Genomic DNA, 16911 nt, shown 5'->3' with positions numbered 1-16911 from the left:
GGTTGCGTCCACGGGGGGGCGCAGGCACGACCGAAGCGCAGGCATGACGGGAGAGATAGCAGCCGTGTGGCGAGCGCCACGCAATGCCGGCCGCCACGGGAGCAGCCGGGGGTGCCGGCACCTTCCTGTCGAGCTGCCCACACAAACGGGCACCCCCCACCACCCAACAGACCACCCCACGACACGCCCCCACCACAGAGCGGAACCGGGGCAGTGACCAGTTCGCGATAAGCCGCCGGTCAGCCGCCCAGAGCGGGCCGACCGTCAGCGGCTGCCCGACCACCTGGACGTGCCGTCCCAACGCGGGCCACCACCCCGCACCTTTCGGCCGGCTACCCACAACGGCAAGGCCTACCACCTGTGCACGGACTCGCCAACGGGGCAGCTCGACAGTGAAGAGAACGGGGTACACCGAAGGGCGGGGCCGAGAGGCAAAACCCCGGTCGGCCGGACGATGTCGTCGGGGGTGTCGCTGACAGCAACAGCAGCAGCAGGCACCAGCGGCAGGCAGCGCGAAGACGAGGAAGAGTCAGACGTAGAGCGCGGTGAACGGCGCCCAGGGCAGGTTACGCACCACTGAGAAAGCCAACCAGGCGGCCAGGAAGACCCCGATCAGCTTGTTGCTGATCCGCAGCTGGGGCAGCCGCCACCCGAAGGCCTGCCGGCCCGCCCACGCCACGAACAGATACGCCAGGAAGGGAAGCGCGAAGACGAGGAGGAGATGGTGCCGGGCAGCGGCCGGCAGATCGGCATGCAACAGGTACCAGAGGGCTCGGGTGCCGCCACAGCCCGGACAGTCGAGCCCGGTCGTCAGCTTGAGCAGGCAGGTGGGGGCCGCATCCGGCGCGGACCGGGTCGGGTCGATCATCAGGGTGTAGCCAATGCCGGCGCCGACACAGCCCAGGGCGGCCAGCGGCGCCGCCCACCGAGGCGAGCGTTCCTGGAGACGAAGTACGAATCGGGTCAGTCGGTCCGGCTGCGGAGCCGGATAGACCGGTACCGCCGCCACGGGCCAGCCATCAGGCGCCGGGGCAGCAGCCACAGTCCGCTGGCCAGCAGCAGCGTCCGACGCCCCGCCAGCACGGTCAAAGGACCCAACAGCACCGTCCGAGGGCCGCACAGCACCGTCGGGAAGAGGCGGGGCGTCGGGCGCCGCGGCGGCCCGGCGCTGCGGCCCGTCAACGCTCGTCACGTCGATCACGGTACACCCGCCACGCTCCTCAGGGCGGCGGCCAACGGCACCGCCAGGTCACCTGCCGTCGGTGGCGCCACGGCGTCCAGGCCCAGCCAGCCGGCGAGCCGGTACAACTCGGCGGCGAGCGCGAGCGCCGTCTCACCCACCTCAACGCCCGGCTCCGGCCAGGCTGCCGGCACGAGGAGCACACCGCTCTTCCGGTCGGCCTTCAGGTCGACCCGGGCGGTGAACCGCTCCCCCTGGAGGAACGGCAACACGTAGTAGCCGTGCACCCGCTTCGGTGCCGGGACGTAGATCTCGATGCGGTAGCTGAAATCGAACAACCGCCGGGTGCGGCCCCGCTCCCAGACCAGCGGGTCGAAGGGGCTGACCAGCCGGTTTCCCCGCACCCAACGGGGCAACCGGGCCTCGGCGTGCAGCCAGGCCGGCTGCCGCCAGCCCGACACGGACACCGGGATCAGCTCACCCGCCTCCGCCAGCTCGGCGATCGCCGCCCGAGCCTGCGCCAGTGGCAACCGGAAGTAGTCCCGCAGCTCCGGCTCCGCCGCCACGCCGAGGCAGCGGGCAGCCACGGCCACCAGCGTCCGGTACGCCTCGGCGTCGCTCGGGGTGGGCGCCGCCAGCACCGCCGCCGGCAGCACCTGCTCCGGCAGGGCATAACGGCGGGCGAAGGACGTCGTACGCTCGGCGGCCGTCACCTCGCCGGACCAGAACAGGTACTCCACCGCCCGCTTCGTCGCGGACCAGTTCCAGCCCCAGCTACCGGTCACCCGGTCAGCATCGTGCTCGATCTCCGCGGCGGTGATCGGCCCACGGGCCGCTACCTCGTCCCGGACCCAGGCCACCAGATCCGGCTGCTCCTCGGCGATCCGGCGCATGCCGCCCCAGGCCTGGCTACGGGCGCGCGCCATCCGCCAGCGCAGTGCCGGCTGCAACGCGACCGGCACCAGCGACGCCTCGTGCCCCCAGTACTCGAAGAGAGCACGGGGTTGGCGGTACGCAGCCGCGTCGAGCAGCGCCGTCGGGTAGGGGCCGAGGCGGCTGTAGAGCGGCAGATAGTGCGCCCGCTGGAGCACGTTGACCGAGTCCAGCTGGATCAGGCCGACCCGGTCCAGCACGCGACGCAGATGCCGGCGAGTGGGAACGCCGGTGGGTGACGGATCGGTGAAACCCTGGGCTGCCAGGGTGATCCGACGGGCTTGGGCGAGCGAGAGCGACTCCGGCACAGTCATCGCGGGGACACTAGGTCACCGGTACGACACCGCTGCGGGCCGGCCCTCCTCCTGCCCGGCCGTCCCACCCGCAGTCCGATGCGCCGCGGTCCGAATCGGCAGAAACGCCAGCAGGGCCAGGCTGATCCAGACATACGTGTTGCTGCCGAGGAAGCCGTCGATCCCGGAGAAGTCCCGCTCCCAGGCCCACACGATCCGGCTGATCAGGAACGCGTACGCGATGCTCACGGCCGCCAGCAGTCGGCGTCGCCGACGGCTGCCGGCGGGCGCGGCCATCGCGTTGTCCAACAGCAGGAGGAGCGCCGGCAGCAGCCAGACCAGATGGTGCACCCAGGTGACCGGGCTGACCAGACACATCAGCACACCGGTCAGCGCCAGCCCGGTCGCCTCGTCGCCGACCGCCACCGCGGACCGGGCTCGCCACGCCCAGAGCGCCAGTACGGCCACCACCAGCACCAGCCAGGCGACGGTGCTCGGATCCTCCGGGTTCAGCCGGGCCACCACCCCGCGGAGTGACTGGTTGGAGACGAAGGAGAGCTGGCCCACGCGGTTGGTGTTCCACAGCGCCTCGGTCCAGTACTCCCGGGAGGCGTCCGGGAAGAGGGCGGCGGCGAGCAGGGTCGCGCCGGCGGCGGTGCCCATCGCGGTTACCGCCGCCCGCCAGCGCCCGGTCACCAGCAGGTAGACGATGAAGATCCCCGGGGTCAGCTTGATCGCGGTGGCCAGGCCGATGGTGGCGCCGGCCCACCGGCTACCCGAAGGCAGTAGCCGCAGCAGATCCACCGCCACCAGGAACAGCAACAGCATGTTGACCTGGCCGAAGTTCACCGTCTCCCGCATCGGCTCGTACGCCGCGACGAGGCATAGCGCTACCGCGATGGCGAACCAGCGAGTCCAGCCGGCGCGGCGGGAGATCGGGTCCAGCAGCCACCAGAACAGCACCAGGGTGACCACCACGCTCGCGGAGACGCTGAGCACGATCGCCACCGTCCAGGAGACGTACGCCATCGGCAGCATGACCAGGGCTGCGAACGGCGGATAGGTGAAGCCGTACTGGGTGAACGGGCGCAGGAAGTCGTAGATCTCGCCGCCGTCGTGCACCCAGTAGCGGATCGCGCCGTAGTAGACCCCGAGGTCGAAAAAGCCGTGCCGCACGGCCGCCACGGACAGGAACAGGGCCACCCCGACCGCGAGTCCGGCCACCCCGACCGCCTGTCTGACCGTCCGCCTGGCACCCTGCGCCATCGTCGCCTCCTCCACCCTGCGTAGGCTTTCGTGCCATGGCTCTCGGCTACGTCCGCCCGGCACGTCCACAGGACGCCGGCGACATCGCACGCATCCAACTCGCAACCTGGCGGGTCGCGTACCGCCGCATCCTGCCCCGACAGGTGCTCGCGAACCTCGACGAGGCGTGGCTGGCCCAGCGGTGGACCGCAGCGGTGCAAGAGCCGCCCTCGGCTGCCCACCGGGTGCTGGTCGCCGTCGAACAGGCCGAGCAATCTTATCTGGTGGGTTTCGCCGCCTCCGGTCCGGCCGACGTCGAGGCCCAGGCGCCCGGCGAGCCCGCCGAAGCGCTGGGTCCGGATGTCGTCGCGGTTACCGACCTACTGGTGGAGCCACGCTGGGGTCGGCGCGGGCACGGCAGCCGACTGCTCGCCGCGGCGATGGACCACTGGCGTGACGACGGGTTCACCCGCGCGGTGGCGTGGGCGTTCGACGGCGACGTGGCGACCCGGGGGTTCCTGACCGGCACCGGGTGGGAGCCGGACGGGGCGACCCGCGCGCTGGACGTGGACGACATGTTGGTCGCCCAGTTGCGACTACATGTCGCGGTCCCCGCGGAGCCGACCCGGCTCCCGGATGCGGCTCCCTGACAGCCCCGACTCCCTAACGGCCCCAGCCCCGGCTCCCTGACAACCCCGACTCCGGCTCCCTGGCGGCCCCGACCCGGCCCCCTCCCGGACAACCCCGGTTCGCTGATGGTGCGGGGCAACCCGCTCAATCGAGCAGGGCGTCCAGACCGACCGTCAGGCCGGGCCGGCTGCGCACCTTGCGGGTAGCCAGCAGCACCCCGGGCATGAAGGAGGCCCGGTCGTAGGAGTCGTGCCGGATGGTCAGCGTCTCGCCAGTGGTGCCGAAGAGCACCTCCTGGTGGGCGACGAGACCGGTGGCGCGGACCGAGTGCACGCGTACGCCGTCGATGTCGCAGCCGCGGGCACCGGCCACCTCGTCCCGGGTGGCGTCCGGTGCTGGACCCTGGCCAGCTGCGGCGCGGGCCCCCGCGATCAGGCGCGCGGTGTGCGTCGCGGTGCCACTCGGCGCGTCCAGCTTGCGCGGGTGATGCTGCTCGATGATCTCGGCCGACTCGAAGTGGCGGGCGGCCCGTTCGGCGAACTGCATCATCAGCACCGCCCCGATGCCGAAGTTGGGGGCCACGACCACCCCCACCCCCGGCTTCCGGGCCAGCCAGCCGCGCATCCGCTCCAGCCGCGCCTCGGTGAAGCCCGTGGTACCGACCACGGCGCTGATGCCCTGGTCGATGCACCAGTGCAGATTGTCCATGACCACGTCAGGGGTGGTGAAGTCGACGACCACCTCGGCTCCGGCGTCGGAGGCGTTGAACAACCAGTCGCCCTGGTCAACCATGGCCACCAACTCCATGTCGGGGGCCGCGTCCACCGCCTTGCACACCTCGATGCCCATCCGGCCCCGGGCGCCCAGCACACCGACCCGGAGCGGCTCGTCCGCGCTCTTGTCCTGCTCGTCAGTCACAGCCGACAACCTATCCCAACCGGGACATGAGTATCGCTGGGTGGGGGCCGTGGTAGCCCCGATGGCCCACCCGCCCGGATTTCGGATACCGGCGCTCCGGCTGGGGTGATTCGGAGGCGGTCCGGCGGAGGCGGTCGGGTGGGCGGCTAGGCGGAGGCGGTCGGGGTCGCTCCGGCGGTGAAGTCGGACTCGCCGAACGGCCCCACCACCGCCAGCGACATCGGGCGTCTCAGCAACTCCGCGGCGAGCGTGTTGACGTCGGCAATGGTGACCGCGTCCACCTGAGCCAGCAGGGTGTCGACCGGCATCAGTTCGCCGTAGAGCAGCTCCCCCTTGGCCAGCCGGCTCATCCGGGAACCGCTGTCCTCCAGGCCCAGCACGAAGGCGCCCTTGCTCATGCCCTTGCCCCGGGCCAACTCGGCCTCCGTGAGCCCGTCGGCGGCCACCCGGGCCAACTCCGCGCGGATCAACTCCAACACCTCGTCGGCTCGACCTGGCGCACAGCCGGCGTAGACGGAGAACAGGCCACTGTCGGCGTGCTGGCTGGCGTAGGAGTAGACCGAGTAGGCGAGCCCCCGCTGCTCGCGGATCTCCTGGAAGAGCCGGCTGGACATGCCGCCGCCAAGGATGTTGTTCAGCACCCCGAGGGCATACCGACGCTCATCCCGCCGATCGATGCCGGTGCAGCCGAGCACGACGTGTGCCTGTTCGGTCTCCTTCGGCGCAACCAGGGTGGTCGCGGGCTGCGTGCGTACCGCCGGGGTGGCGCTCCGGTACGGTGCGGGCGCCGCCGGTTCGGCGTCCAGGGGCGTGCCCCGCAGCGCCTGCCGGACCAGCTTGACCATGCTGGAGTGGTCAAGGTTCCCGGCGGCGGCGATGACGATCCGCGGCGGGGTGTAGTGCCGCCGGTAGAAGCCCTGGATCTGTCGCCGGGTCATCGGGGTGACCGTCTGCTCCGTCCCCGAGATCAGCCGGCCGAGCGGGTGCTCACCGTAGACGGCCCGGGCGAAGAGGTCGTGCACCTCGTCGCCGGGCTCGTCGTCGTGCATGGCGATCTCCTCGAGGATCACGCCCCGCTCGACCTCCACGTCTTCCGGGGTCAGCACCGAGTCGGCCACCAGGTCGCACATCACGTCGATGGCGAGGGGCAGGTCCTCGTCGAGCACCCGCGCGTAGTAGCAGGTGTACTCCTTCGTGGTGAAGGCGTTGGTCTCGCCGCCGACCGCCTCGATCGCCGACGATATCTCCAGCGCGGTCCGCCGGTGCGTCCCCTTGAACAGCAGGTGCTCAAGGAAGTGGGCGGCACCGGACTGGGGGCCGTTCTCGTCCCGGGAGCCAACCGACACCCAGATGCCGAACGAGACGCTGCGCATCGCCGGGATGGCCTCGGTGAGTACCCGCAGCCCGCTGGGGAGCACGGTCCGGCGGACCGTGCCGCCCAACGGGTCGTCGCTGAGCGTACGGGTTACGGCGCGGCTGGCCGCGCCGCCGGGAGCGCCCCGAAACGCGGCCACCCCCCGTCGTTCCGGTATGGACGGTACGGAGACAGTCCGGCTCACGAAGGGCTCCCGGTTCGACGAGGGGTGGATGGTGCGTTGGTCCGACGGTCAGCTGCGCCGGGTACGACGGCGCGGACGCGACTCGCCGCCCTCACCGCCGTCGCCACGGTCGCCGCTGTCACCGCGGTCCGGACCCCGGCCACCGCGCTCGCGGTCACCGCGGTCACGCGGTCCCCGGTCGCCCCGGTCCCGACCCGCCGGCCGCTCGCCAGCGCCCTCTGCCGGGGCCTCGGCGCCCTCCGGGCGCACCTTGTCCAGGTAGATCTTGCCCCGCTGGTCGATGTCGGCGATCTCCACCTCGACCTTGTCACCGACGTTGAGGAAGTCCTCGACCTTCTCGACGCGCTTGCCGTCGCCCACCTTGGAGATGTGCAGCAGACCATCGCGGCCGGGAAGCAGCGAGATGAACGCGCCGAAGGCGGCGGTCTTGACCACCGTGCCGAGGAAGCGGTCGCCCACCTTCGGCAGGGTCGGGTTCGCGATCCCGTTGATCCGCTCGACCGCGGCCTGCGCCGCGGGGCCGTTGGTCGCGCCGACGTAGATGGTGCCGTCGTCCTCGATCGAGATCTCGGCGCCCGTCTCGTCCTGGATCGCGTTGATCGTCTGCCCCTTCGGGCCGATCACCATGCCGATCTTGTCGACCGGGATCTTGACGGTGGTGACCCGAGGCGCGTAGTCACTCATCGTGGCCGGTGCCTCGATCGCCGCCTGCATCACCTGCAGGATCGTCTGCCGGGCCTCGTAGGCCTGCTGGAGCGCCGCGGCGAGCACGTCCGACGGGATGCCGTCGAGCTTGGTGTCGAGCTGAAGCGCGGTGACGAAGTCCGGCGTGCCGGCGACCTTGAAGTCCATGTCACCGAAGGCGTCCTCGGCACCGAGGATGTCGGTCAGCGTCACGTACCGGGTCTTGCCCTCGACCTCGTCGGAGATCAGGCCCATGGCGATGCCCGCGACCGGCGCCTTCAGCGGCACACCGGCGGAGAGCAGGCCGAGGGTCGAGGCGCAGACCGAACCCATCGAGGTCGAGCCGTTGGAGCCGAGCGCCTCGGAGACCTGCCGGATCGCGTACGGGAACTCCTCACGCGAGGGCAGCACCGGGATCAGGGCCCGCTCGGCGAGCGCGCCGTGGCCGATCTCCCGCCGCTTCGGCGAGCCGACCCGGCCGGTCTCCCCGGTCGAGTACGGCGGGAAGTTGTAGTTGTGCATGTAACGCTTGGACTTCTCCGGGGAGAGCGTGTCCAGGGACTGTTCCATCCGGAGCATGTTCAGCGTGGTGACGCCCATGATCTGGGTCTCGCCCCGCTCGAAGATCGCCGAGCCGTGTACCCGGGGCAGGACCCCAACCTCGGCGGTCAGCGGACGGATGTCCCGCGGGCCACGGCCGTCCATGCGGACCTGCTCGCGCAGCACGCGGTTGCGGACCTCGGACTTGGTCAACGACCGCAGCGCGGCGGAGAGCTCCTTCTCCCGGCCCTCGAAACGCGGGCCGAGCTCCTCCACCACCCGGGCCTTGATCCGGTCCAGGGCCTCCTCGCGGTCAGCCTTGCCGGCGATCTTCAGAGCCTCGGCCACGTCCTCCCGGGCCAGCTCCGCGACCGCGTCGTACGCGTCATCGGAGTAGTCGAGGAAGACCGGGAACTCGGCGACCGGCTTCGCCGCCACCTCGGCCAACTCGCTCTGCGCGCGGCACAGCTCACGGATGGCCGGCTTGGCTGCCTCCAGCCCGCTCGCCACGACCTCCTCCGTCGGTGCGGAGGCGCCGTCGGCGACCAACTTCGCGGTGTGCTCGGTGGCCTCCGCCTCAACCATCATGATCGCGACATCGCCGTCGGGCAGGGCCCGACCGGCGACCACCATGTCGAAGGTGGCGCGCTCCAGCTCCTCGTGGGTCGGGAAGGCAACCCAGGAGCCGTCGATGTGGGCCATCCGGGTCGCCCCGATCGGGCCGGAGAACGGCAGGCCGGAGAGCTTCGTCGACATCGAGGCGGCGTTGATGGCCACCACGTCGTACGGGTGGCTGGGGTCGAGCGCCAGGACGGTCTCGACGACCTGGACCTCGTTGCGCAGGCCCTTGACGAACGAGGGGCGCAGCGGCCGGTCGATCAGCCGGCAGGTGAGGATCGCGTCCTCGCTGGGGCGCCCCTCCCGGCGGAAGAACGAGCCGGGGATCCGGCCCGCCGCGTACATCCGCTCCTCGACGTCAACGGTCAGCGGGAAGAAGTCGAACTGCTCCTTCGGCTGCCGGCCAACGGTGGTCGCGGAGAGGACGACCGTCTCGCCGAGCTGGGCGACGACGGAGCCGGCGGCCTGACGGGCCAGCCGGCCGGTGGAGAAGGTGATCACACGGGTGCCGAAGGCCCCGTTGTCGATCGTGGCGGTACGAGACTGGGTACCGAGGTTGCTCTCGGTCATCTGTGGTTGCGCTCCTTCGCGTCTACGGACCGCGACGCGCAGCTGCTCAGACGGCCGGTCTTCGATCGAAGCGCCCGGGCGGGTCGGCGAGGTGCCGGATGCCCGGAGGCCACTACCGGAGACCGGTGCGCTGACCGGCTCCCGGTGGGTCGGGGGGTCGTGCGGCCCTGGTTGTCGGAGTTCCTGGCGGTGAACTGGAGCGGGGGAGCGGCCGGTCGGCCGCTCCCCCGTCACGTCACCGGCGCAGACCGAGCCGCTCGATGAGCGACCGGTAGCGGTTGATGTCCTTCTTCTGCACGTAGTTGAGCAGCCGACGGCGGCGGCCGACCAGCAGCAGCAGCCCACGGCGGCTGTGGTGGTCATGCTTGTGCACCTTCAGGTGCTCGGTCAGGTCCGCGATCCGCTTGGTGAGGACGGCGACCTGCACCTCCGGCGAACCGGTGTCGCCTTCGACGGTCGCGTACTCCGCGCGGATCTTGGCCTTGGCTTGCTGGTCGAGCGCCATGTTCTCCCTGTTTCGGTGAGTTGATCGATGTCGTGTCCGCCAGAGCGGGCTTACCCGGAGGGCCGGGCGGTGCCCGGCGGCGGACGGTCCTCGCACCCGCGGCGTCGTGCAGGCACGCCAGGACCCACGTCGGTGCGCCGACGTCTCCGTCAGGCTACCAGCCCCGGTCCGCACGGGCCGGGCAAGGGGCCACCAGGTGTCGAACCCGATCACTTTCCGTGATCACCCCAGGGCTTGGCGGGTATGCTCAACGTCCTCGGCCATCTGCGCCACCAACGGCTCAATCGAGTCATAGCGGACCTGCCCGCGCAGGTGCGCCACGAAGTCCAGGGCCAGCCGCTCGCCGTACAGGTCCGCGTCAAAGTCGAGCACGTACGCCTCGACCCGCCGCTCCCGGCCGGAGAAGCTCGGGTTCGTGCCGATCGACACCGCCGCCATCAGCGGCTCCCGCTGCCCCCGCCGCACCAGGCGGGCGGCGTAGACCCCGTCGGCCGGGACCGCGGCGTACCGGTGGCAGAGCAGGTTGGCGGTGGGGAAACCCAGCTCGCGACCGCGCCGGTCGCCGCGGACCACCACGCCCTCCAGCCGGTGCGGCCGCCCCAAGGCGCTGGCAGCGGCCACCACGTCCCCGGCGGCGACGCACGACCGGATGTACGTGGAGGAGAAGACCGTCCCCGCCTGGGCCACCAGGGGTGCCCCCTCGACGGCATAGCCGAAGGTCCGACCGAGCTGCTCCAGCAACGCCACGTCCCCCGCGGCCCGGTGCCCGAACCGGAAGTTCTCCCCCACCACCACCAACGCGGCGTGCAGGTGCTCGACCAGGACGTCGTGCACGAACGCCTCCGCCGACAGCCGGGAGAAGTCCGGGGTGAACGGCACCACGCAGAGCACGTCCACACCGAGCGCCTCGATCAGCTCGGCCTTACGGGTCGGCTCGGTGAGCACCGCCGGGTGCGAACCCGGACGTACCACCTCGGCCGGGTGTGGATCGAAGGTGACCACCACCGACTTGACCCCGAGTTCCCGGGCCCGTGCCACCGCGTGCCCGATGATCGCCTGGTGCCCCCGGTGCACGCCGTCGAAGACGCCGATGGTGACGACCGACCGCCCCCAGCCGCCGGGTGCCGCGTCGTACCCCCGCCACCGCTGCATAACGCTCCTCCCCTGTCGCTGTCCCGACCGCCGCGCCGTCAGGCCGGGGCCAGCACAATCTCCGCACGGGCCCGACCGGCCCGCTCGCTGACGATAGCGACCAACCCGCCTGCCGGGCCGAAGACGGCGTACGGGCCGTCGATCCCCGCGGGGTCCAACGGACCGCCATGGGAGAGCACCCGCTCTTCCTCGGCGGTCGCCTCCCGGCGCGGGAAGAACCGGTCAGCCGCCGCCGCGAGGGAGAGCGTGACCACCTCGGGTGCCCGGCGCTCCAGGTCATCGAGGGTAGCGGCCTCGGCGAGGGGAAAACCGCCGACGGCGGTACGCCGCAGCGCGGTGAGATGCCCCCCGACGCCGAGCGCCCGGCCCGTGTCCCGGGCGATCGCCCGCACGTACGTGCCGGAGGAGCAGGTGACGTCCACGTCCACGTCCACCACGTCCGGCTGGTCCCGTCGCAGCGCCCGCACGTCGAGCTGGGAGATGGTGACCCGCCGGGGCGGCAGGTCAACACTGGCCCCTTCCCGAACCCGGCGGTACGCCCGCTGACCGTCGATCTTGATGGCGCTGACCGCGCTGGGCACCTGGTCCACAGCACCGGTCTGCGCTGCCAGCGCGACCCGGACCGCCTCCTCGGTCACCTGACCGGCCGGGGCACTGGAGATGACATCCCCCTCGGCGTCGTCGGTGACCGTCGCCTGCCCCAGTCGAATCGTGGCGGTGTAGCTCTTGCCGGCCCCGATGACGTAGGTCAGCAGCCGGGTGGCTCGACCCACGCCGAGGACCAGGACCCCGGTCGCCATCGGATCGAGCGTGCCACCGTGCCCGACCCGCCGGGTCCGGGCCAACCGGCGCACCCGGGCCACCACGTCGTGCGATGTCATACCGCCGGGCTTGTCGACCACGATCAGTCCGTCTGCGCTCACGACCGCCAAGCCTGCCAGACGGGCTGGCCCCGCCAGCACCGGGACGCCCACCCGGACGGCGCGCCCCGCCTCTGCCGGGACGAGACGCATTGACGCCGACTGCTACCACTGGGCTGATCAACCACGGGAGGGTTAGGCAATGTCACGCCAGCGCCAGGATCAGGACCAGCAGCGGTCCCCCCGACTGCACCAACCGGAGCAGCCGCCCCGCCGCCCCGCCTGGATGCTCGACCCACCGCCCCCACGGCGCACTGCTGGGGACCGGATCGCCGCAGCGCTGCTCGCGCTCCCGGGCGCCGCCGCCCTGCGCCGGCGGTGGCAGGTGTGGCAGGGTCGGCGTCGGCTGTACCAACGCTTCCCGAACACGATGAAGGTGGCCGGCTTCGTCGTCTCCTTCGCCGTGGCCCTGGGGCTGGTGATGGCCGTATACGTCCTGCAATCCAGCTTGGTCTCGTCCTAACTCAGGCACCGCTGGCCGCTCCGGCCGGTGGTGAATCCGTCCGGCGTGGTCCGACCCAGAGCACGCCGGCGACTCAGGACCGGACCGCGCCGACGACCGCCCAGCGACCGCTGCGCAGCCGCAGCAGCAGGGCGGCGAGCCGGAGCACCACGAAGAAGGTGAGCCCCGCCCAGATCCCACCGAGTCCGAGGTCCAGTCCGTACGCCAGCCAGATGGCCGGCAGAAATCCCCCCAACGCCGCCACGATCGTGAGGTTCCGCAGGTAGCGGATGTCCCCCGCGCCGATCAACACTCCGTCCAGGGCGAAGACGACGCCCGCCAGCGGCAGCATCGCGACGAACCAGGGCCAGGCCACCATCGCCTCCTCGCGGACCTGCCCGTCGGCGCTGAACCAGCCCGGGACCACCCCGGCTCCGGCGGCGATGACCAGTGCGAACGCCACGCCGCAGCCGGCGCCGAGCAGCCCGATCCGGCGGGCCAGTCCGCGGGCACCGGCCGCGTCGTCGGCCCCCAGCGCGGCGCCGACGAGGGCCTGCGCGGCGATGGCGAGCGCGTCGAGTACCAGGGCGGTGAAGAACCAGAGTTGCAGGACGATCTGGTGGGCGCCGACCGCCGCCGCGCCGAAGCGGGCGGCCACCGCCGTGGCGGAGAGGAAGCTCGCCTGGAAGGCGACGCCGCGGATGAGCAGGTCCCGACTGAGCACAAGCTGCTGGGCGAGGACCCGGGGCCGGGGGCGCAGGGCCACCCGCTCGGAGACCAGCGCCCCGGCGAAGAGCGCACCGGAGATCGTCTGCGCCACGACGTTGGCCACCGCCGATCCGGGCAGGCCGAGCCCGACGGGGTAGACCAGCACCGGGCAGAGCACCGCGGAGAGCAGGCTCGGGCCGAGCACGAACCACAGCGGCCGGCGGGTGTCCTGGACGCCCCGCAGCCAACCGTTGCCAGCAGCGGCGAGGAGCAGCCCGGGTGCGCCGAGCGCCGCGATCCGCAGCCACTGCGCGGCGGCCTCCGCCACGTCGTTCTCCGCCCCGACGAGGGCACGGGCGAGCACGCCGCCGCCGGCCTGCATGCCGACCGCGACGAAGACCCCTACCGCGAGCGCGAGCCAGGAGGCCTGGACCCCCTCGGCGACGGCGGCGGTGCGGTCACCGGCTCCGTACCGCCGGGCGGAACGCCCGGTGGTGCCGTACGCGACGACCGTGCCCAGCCAGGCGATGAGCGTCAGCACGGTGCCACCGATCGCCAACGCGGCGAGCGGGACCCGGCCGAGGTGTCCCACCACCGCCGTGTCCACCAGCACATACAGCGGTTCGGCGGCGAGCACCACGAGGGCGGGCAGGGCGAGCGCGGCGATCCTGCGGGGCGAGGCGGAGCGGGGTGCGGTGGCGGCCGGCGAGTTCATCGTCGCCGATCCTGACACGGGCTCCGTAAGGACCGCAAACAGGCCCGTCACTTACCATCGGCGGGCGGCGCCGGACGACGGGCGGCCAGCGCCGCCCGCCGGTGGGGCGTCAGCCGATCGGCGACGTCACTGGCGCGTGTCCATCGAGGTCTGCAGCGCACGGCGCAGCTGCTCCCGCGCCTCGTCAGCGGTGTCGGTCTTGGGCGTGTTCGACATGGGAAACCCCTTCCAGGGCGCGAGCCACCAGCGCAGCGGTGGAACTCACGGGCAAGGTCTGCCACCCGCGGGCGTCCGGGGTCGCCGGAGCAGCACGCGGAGCAGCGAGCCCGGGTCGGTCCGACCCTGGAGAGCGGCGACGCCGGGTACGGACCCACCGCTCACGACCGACACCGTCAGCACGGCATCGGTCAATACCCAAGCTATCGTTCAGGTCCACCTACCGCCGGTTGTTCCCACCATCCGGGCGGAGCCACAGCGCGGGCAACGGCACCTCAACGCGCCAGGAAGTGCCAGCCCAGCCACCACCAGAAGCCGAAGACCCCAATCCGGCCGACCGGCACCGAGCCGACCTCGTACCGCATCACATACGCGCAGACCTCACCCAGGGTGGGGATGCGGGACCCCTCCCGACGGGCCGCCAACTCCACGGCGACGAAGAGCGCCACCGCCACCAGGAAGCCGCTGATCGCCAGCGTCCGCATCATCGCCGCACCAGCCCCCAGAACGCGGACAACCAGGCCAGCCAGCTCACTGAGCGGATCACCCCGTCCTCCAGCAGTGGATCCGCCAGTCGGGAGAAGGTCGGGAACTCGTCACCCGCTGCGGCCGCAAAGGTGGCCCCCTCGAAGACCACAAACACCACCACCGGCAACGTCCACCACACCGCACCCTGGTCCAGCCGTACCGGTGCGGGCCGCCGGGGCACCCGGTTACCCAGGCCAAGCCAGATCAGGACACCACCGGTGCCGAGCGTCCACAGATTTGCCTCGACCGAGAAGGACGGAAACCGGCCACCCACCAACGACAGGCAGACGAGCACCGGCACGGTGACAGCGGGACGATCCCAGGCGCGTGGCGCCTCGAGTGTCAGGTCACGGGGCTGTTCCATGCCGCAATTCTGCCGACCGTTCCCAACGGCGGGAAGACCGAACACCCGTAGGCCGACCCTGATCTTTGTCGACAGCTCATCAGCCGAAAGGCCAGTCGACAGGTAGCCGCAAGGCCGACCCAACCCCCGTCACCATAGGGCGACCCTGGCCGTTTCCGCAGGGCAGCGCCAACCGCTATCGCAGGGCCGGCCCGCCCCCGCCCGTCGGGGTGAGCAGCGCCCCGGCCAGCTCCCGTCGGATGGCCTCCACCACCTCGTCGGCACTGCCCCGGCCAGTGAAGCCGGCGGCGAGCCGGTGCCCTCCGCCGCCCAACGCCATCGCCACCCGGCTCACGTCCACCGCGCCCTTGCTGCGCAACGACACCGCCCACTCCCCGTCGGCGGTCTGCTTCACCACGCAGCTCACGTCGGCCTCCGCCGTGCACCGTACCGAATCGATCAGCGCCTCCAGCACGTACGCGGGCTGCCCGTGCCGGGCCAGGTCCTCCTGGGTCGCCCAGGTCCACACCAGGCCATGCCCATCCGCCGCGGTGGGCTCCAGCCGGGCCCGACCGACCACCTCGGCGTAGAGCCGCACGGCACCGAACGGGCGGGTGTCGAAGACGCGACGAGAGATCTCACCGGGACGGATGCCCGTGGCGAGTAGCCGGGCCGCGAACCGGTGTACCGCCGCGGTGGTGGCCGCGAACCGGAACGAGCCGGTGTCGGTGGTCAACGCCACGTAGAGACACTCCGCGATCTCCGCGTCGAGCGGCACCCCCAGCCGGTCAAGCAGCTCGTCCACGAGCACCGAGGTGGCCGCCGCCCGCGGGTCAACCAGATTGATCGCAGCGAAGCCGGGATTCGACGCATGGTGGTCGAGCACCAACGTGCTGCCGGCGGTCGTCAGCCGGTCAGCCAGCTCCCCCAACCGAGACTCGCTCGCCGCGTCGAAGCTGATCAGAAGGTCCGGATCGGCAACCGCCTCCGCCGCCGGGACCAGCAGCTGCTCACCGGGCAGCCCGCGCAACGGCTCCGGGAGCTGCGGCGGGCCGGGAAAGGCAGCCTGCACCTGACCCAGACCGAGCCGACGCAGGCCGAGAGCGAAGCCGAGCATGCTGCCGAGCGCATCGCCGTCCGGATTCACGTGACAGACCAGCAGCACCCGCCCCGCGGCCGGCACCGCGCGGACCGCGGCCACCGCCGCCGCCCAGTCGGCCTCCACCGGCACGGACCCGGCGGCGGATTCGGTCACCGTTGGTCTCCGCCCGGCGGCGGCAGCTCGTCCCCGGCGGCCTCGGGCTCCTCTTCCAGCCGGTACGGCTGGGCCTCGCCCGCATACTCGGCCCGAGTGGCGAGGCGCTGCACCTCGGCATCCGCGTGGCGGGCCTGGGCGAGCAGGTCGTCAATGTGCTTGACCTGGTCCTGCACGTCGTCCAGGACGAAGGTCAGCGTCGGCGAGTGACGCAGCCCCAGCGCCTTCCCGACGGTGCTGCGCAACATGCCCTTGGCGCTCTCCAACGCCGCGGCGGTGCTCGCCTGGGCGGCCGCGTCGCCGAGCACCGTGTAGAAGACCGTGGCGTCGCGGAGGTCGGCGGTGATCCGCGCATCCGTGATGGTGATCATGCCAAGCCGGGGATCCTTGATCTGGCTGCGCACCACCGACGCCACCAGCTCACGCACCCGCTCCGCGTGCCGGCGCACCTTGGCCGGATCCGACATCTCGCCACCTCCAGGCGTACCGCTCCCGACCGCCGGGCACCTGGGGTGCCCAGCCGCCGGCCAACACCACGAAGACTACCCGCGCCGCCGGTCCGCCCGTACGCGGCCGGTCTGGTGACCGCCCGCGGAGCAGCCCCGCGGCGGCGTCGGTGGATCAGTCGTCCGCGCCGTACAGCCGCCGACGCACCGACAAGAGTTCAACCTCGGGACGGGCGGCGACCAGACGCTCACACGAGTCGAGCACCTCACGTACGTGGGCCGCCGTCGCGGACACCACCGCGACGCCGATCTCCGCCCGCCCGTGCAGGTCGAGCGCCCCCACCTCGGCGGCGGAGACCTCGACGCGGCGCAGCGCCGCCACGATCGGCCGAACGTAGGACCTCTTGGCCTTCAGCGACCGGGAGTCGCCCGGCAGCAGAAGGTCGAATACCGCAGTTCCGGTGTACATCGTCCCGGAGACTACGGACGAACCCGGACATGATCAAGGGGT

At 71.8% G+C, this 16911-nt stretch carries 17 protein-coding genes; 2 read left to right on the top strand and 15 right to left on the bottom strand.

The features are described 5' to 3' along the window. Positions 1-529 precede the first annotated feature (529 nt). The 3 genes from K228_RS0115180 to K228_RS25660 are packed head-to-tail and all read right to left on the bottom strand — an operon-like array spanning position 530 to position 3672. Entirely contained in the window at positions 530-1201 is a 672-nt protein-coding gene (locus K228_RS0115180; protein ID WP_025619204.1) for a DUF2752 domain-containing protein, read from the bottom strand. Further along, positions 1198-2427 carry a winged helix-turn-helix domain-containing protein gene (locus K228_RS0115175; RefSeq protein ID WP_025619203.1) on the bottom strand — a complete coding sequence of 410 codons (1230 nt, stop codon included), beginning with the start codon at positions 2425-2427 and terminating at the stop codon, positions 1198-1200. The genes K228_RS0115180 and K228_RS0115175 overlap by 4 nt, the downstream gene beginning before the upstream one ends. 15 nt (positions 2428-2442) lie before the next feature. After that, positions 2443-3672 carry a glycosyltransferase family 87 protein gene (locus tag K228_RS25660; RefSeq protein ID WP_245603482.1) on the bottom strand — a complete coding sequence of 410 codons (1230 nt, stop codon included), beginning with the start codon at positions 3670-3672 and terminating at the stop codon, positions 2443-2445. Positions 3673-3707: 35 nt separating this feature from the next. Between K228_RS25660 and K228_RS0115165 the strand changes: the two genes are divergently transcribed. Then, on the top strand, positions 3708-4301 hold the full coding sequence (locus K228_RS0115165; RefSeq protein ID WP_025619202.1) for a GNAT family N-acetyltransferase: 594 nt from the start codon (positions 3708-3710) through the stop codon (positions 4299-4301). Between the two features lie 124 nt (positions 4302-4425). Here K228_RS0115165 and dapB read toward each other — a convergent pair whose 3' ends face one another. The 6 genes from dapB to truB form a co-directional block, all read right to left on the bottom strand. After that, positions 4426-5199 carry a 4-hydroxy-tetrahydrodipicolinate reductase gene (gene dapB / locus K228_RS0115160; protein ID WP_025619201.1) on the bottom strand — a complete coding sequence of 258 codons (774 nt, stop codon included), beginning with the start codon at positions 5197-5199 and terminating at the stop codon, positions 4426-4428. Positions 5200-5345: 146 nt separating this feature from the next. Further along, the gene (locus K228_RS0115155; RefSeq protein ID WP_425414524.1) at positions 5346-6713 is read right to left on the bottom strand and encodes a M16 family metallopeptidase; all 1368 of its coding nucleotides are present in this window, start codon (positions 6711-6713) and stop codon (positions 5346-5348) included. A 93-nt stretch (positions 6714-6806) separates the two neighbouring features. Further along, a complete protein-coding gene (locus tag K228_RS0115150; protein ID WP_025619199.1) occupies positions 6807-9170 on the bottom strand; it encodes a polyribonucleotide nucleotidyltransferase in 2364 nt (787 codons plus the stop codon). 235 nt (positions 9171-9405) lie between these two features. After that, positions 9406-9675 carry a 30S ribosomal protein S15 gene (gene rpsO / locus K228_RS0115145; RefSeq protein ID WP_011905279.1) on the bottom strand — a complete coding sequence of 90 codons (270 nt, stop codon included), beginning with the start codon at positions 9673-9675 and terminating at the stop codon, positions 9406-9408. Positions 9676-9897: 222 nt separating this feature from the next. Beyond that, the gene (locus K228_RS0115140; RefSeq protein ID WP_025619198.1) at positions 9898-10827 is read right to left on the bottom strand and encodes a bifunctional riboflavin kinase/FAD synthetase; all 930 of its coding nucleotides are present in this window, start codon (positions 10825-10827) and stop codon (positions 9898-9900) included. 38 nt (positions 10828-10865) lie between these two features. Continuing rightward, a complete protein-coding gene (truB, locus tag K228_RS0115135; RefSeq protein ID WP_050580995.1) occupies positions 10866-11840 on the bottom strand; it encodes a tRNA pseudouridine(55) synthase TruB in 975 nt (324 codons plus the stop codon). Between the two features lie 49 nt (positions 11841-11889). Between truB and K228_RS0115130 the strand changes: the two genes are divergently transcribed. Beyond that, on the top strand, positions 11890-12210 hold the full coding sequence (locus tag K228_RS0115130) for a hypothetical protein (RefSeq protein WP_025619196.1): 321 nt from the start codon (positions 11890-11892) through the stop codon (positions 12208-12210). Positions 12211-12283: 73 nt separating this feature from the next. Here K228_RS0115130 and K228_RS0115125 read toward each other — a convergent pair whose 3' ends face one another. The 6 genes from K228_RS0115125 to K228_RS0115095 form a co-directional block, all read right to left on the bottom strand. Next, a complete protein-coding gene (locus tag K228_RS0115125; protein ID WP_025619195.1) occupies positions 12284-13612 on the bottom strand; it encodes an MATE family efflux transporter in 1329 nt (442 codons plus the stop codon). A gap of 491 nt (positions 13613-14103) precedes the next feature. After that, complete coding sequence (locus K228_RS0115115) at positions 14104-14313, bottom strand: DUF6186 family protein (protein WP_188116207.1); 210 nt, start codon at positions 14311-14313, stop codon at positions 14104-14106. Further along, positions 14313-14720 (bottom strand): hypothetical protein, encoded by a 408-nt coding sequence (locus tag K228_RS0115110; protein WP_025619193.1) that lies wholly within the window; start codon positions 14718-14720, stop codon positions 14313-14315. The genes K228_RS0115115 and K228_RS0115110 overlap by 1 nt, the downstream gene beginning before the upstream one ends. 175 nt (positions 14721-14895) lie before the next feature. Continuing rightward, positions 14896-15954, bottom strand: coding sequence for a DHH family phosphoesterase (locus K228_RS0115105; RefSeq protein WP_025619192.1), 1059 nt, complete (start codon positions 15952-15954; stop codon positions 14896-14898). Beyond that, positions 15951-16421 (bottom strand): 30S ribosome-binding factor RbfA, encoded by a 471-nt coding sequence (gene rbfA, locus K228_RS0115100; protein WP_025619191.1) that lies wholly within the window; start codon positions 16419-16421, stop codon positions 15951-15953. Before rbfA ends, K228_RS0115105 begins: the two co-directional genes overlap by 4 nt. A 154-nt stretch (positions 16422-16575) precedes the next feature. Then, positions 16576-16869, bottom strand: coding sequence for a DUF503 domain-containing protein (locus K228_RS0115095; protein WP_025619190.1), 294 nt, complete (start codon positions 16867-16869; stop codon positions 16576-16578). Positions 16870-16911: the final 42 nt, after the last annotated feature.

It is taken from the genome of Salinispora cortesiana (assembly GCF_000484695.1).
In the GTDB taxonomy this organism is placed as follows: domain Bacteria; phylum Actinomycetota; class Actinomycetes; order Mycobacteriales; family Micromonosporaceae; genus Micromonospora; species Micromonospora cortesiana.
The sequence above is the reverse complement of the archived record's forward strand: the minus strand, read 5'-3'. Positions and strand labels throughout refer to the sequence as shown.

Excerpts from the sequence above, each read along its gene's own strand:
- K228_RS0115140 (WP_025619198.1), bottom strand. The coding sequence starts at position 10,827 with ATGCAGCGGTGGCGGGGGTACGACGCGGCACCCGGCGGCTGGGGGCGG.
- truB (WP_050580995.1), bottom strand. The coding sequence starts at position 11,840 with ATGCGTCTCGTCCCGGCAGAGGCGGGGCGCGCCGTCCGGGTGGGCGTC.
- K228_RS0115150 (WP_025619199.1), bottom strand. The coding sequence starts at position 9,170 with ATGACCGAGAGCAACCTCGGTACCCAGTCTCGTACCGCCACGATCGAC.
- K228_RS0115125 (WP_025619195.1), bottom strand. The coding sequence starts at position 13,612 with ATGAACTCGCCGGCCGCCACCGCACCCCGCTCCGCCTCGCCCCGCAGG.
- K228_RS0115115 (WP_188116207.1), bottom strand. The coding sequence starts at position 14,313 with ATGCGGACGCTGGCGATCAGCGGCTTCCTGGTGGCGGTGGCGCTCTTC.
- K228_RS0115110 (WP_025619193.1), bottom strand. The coding sequence starts at position 14,720 with ATGGAACAGCCCCGTGACCTGACACTCGAGGCGCCACGCGCCTGGGAT.
- rbfA (WP_025619191.1), bottom strand. The coding sequence starts at position 16,421 with ATGTCGGATCCGGCCAAGGTGCGCCGGCACGCGGAGCGGGTGCGTGAG.
- K228_RS0115165 (WP_025619202.1), top strand. The coding sequence starts at position 3,708 with ATGGCTCTCGGCTACGTCCGCCCGGCACGTCCACAGGACGCCGGCGAC.
- K228_RS0115130 (WP_025619196.1), top strand. The coding sequence starts at position 11,890 with ATGTCACGCCAGCGCCAGGATCAGGACCAGCAGCGGTCCCCCCGACTG.
- K228_RS0115095 (WP_025619190.1), bottom strand. The coding sequence starts at position 16,869 with ATGTACACCGGAACTGCGGTATTCGACCTTCTGCTGCCGGGCGACTCC.
- K228_RS0115175 (WP_025619203.1), bottom strand. The coding sequence starts at position 2,427 with ATGACTGTGCCGGAGTCGCTCTCGCTCGCCCAAGCCCGTCGGATCACC.
- rpsO (WP_011905279.1), bottom strand. The coding sequence starts at position 9,675 with ATGGCGCTCGACCAGCAAGCCAAGGCCAAGATCCGCGCGGAGTACGCG.
- K228_RS25660 (WP_245603482.1), bottom strand. The coding sequence starts at position 3,672 with ATGGCGCAGGGTGCCAGGCGGACGGTCAGACAGGCGGTCGGGGTGGCC.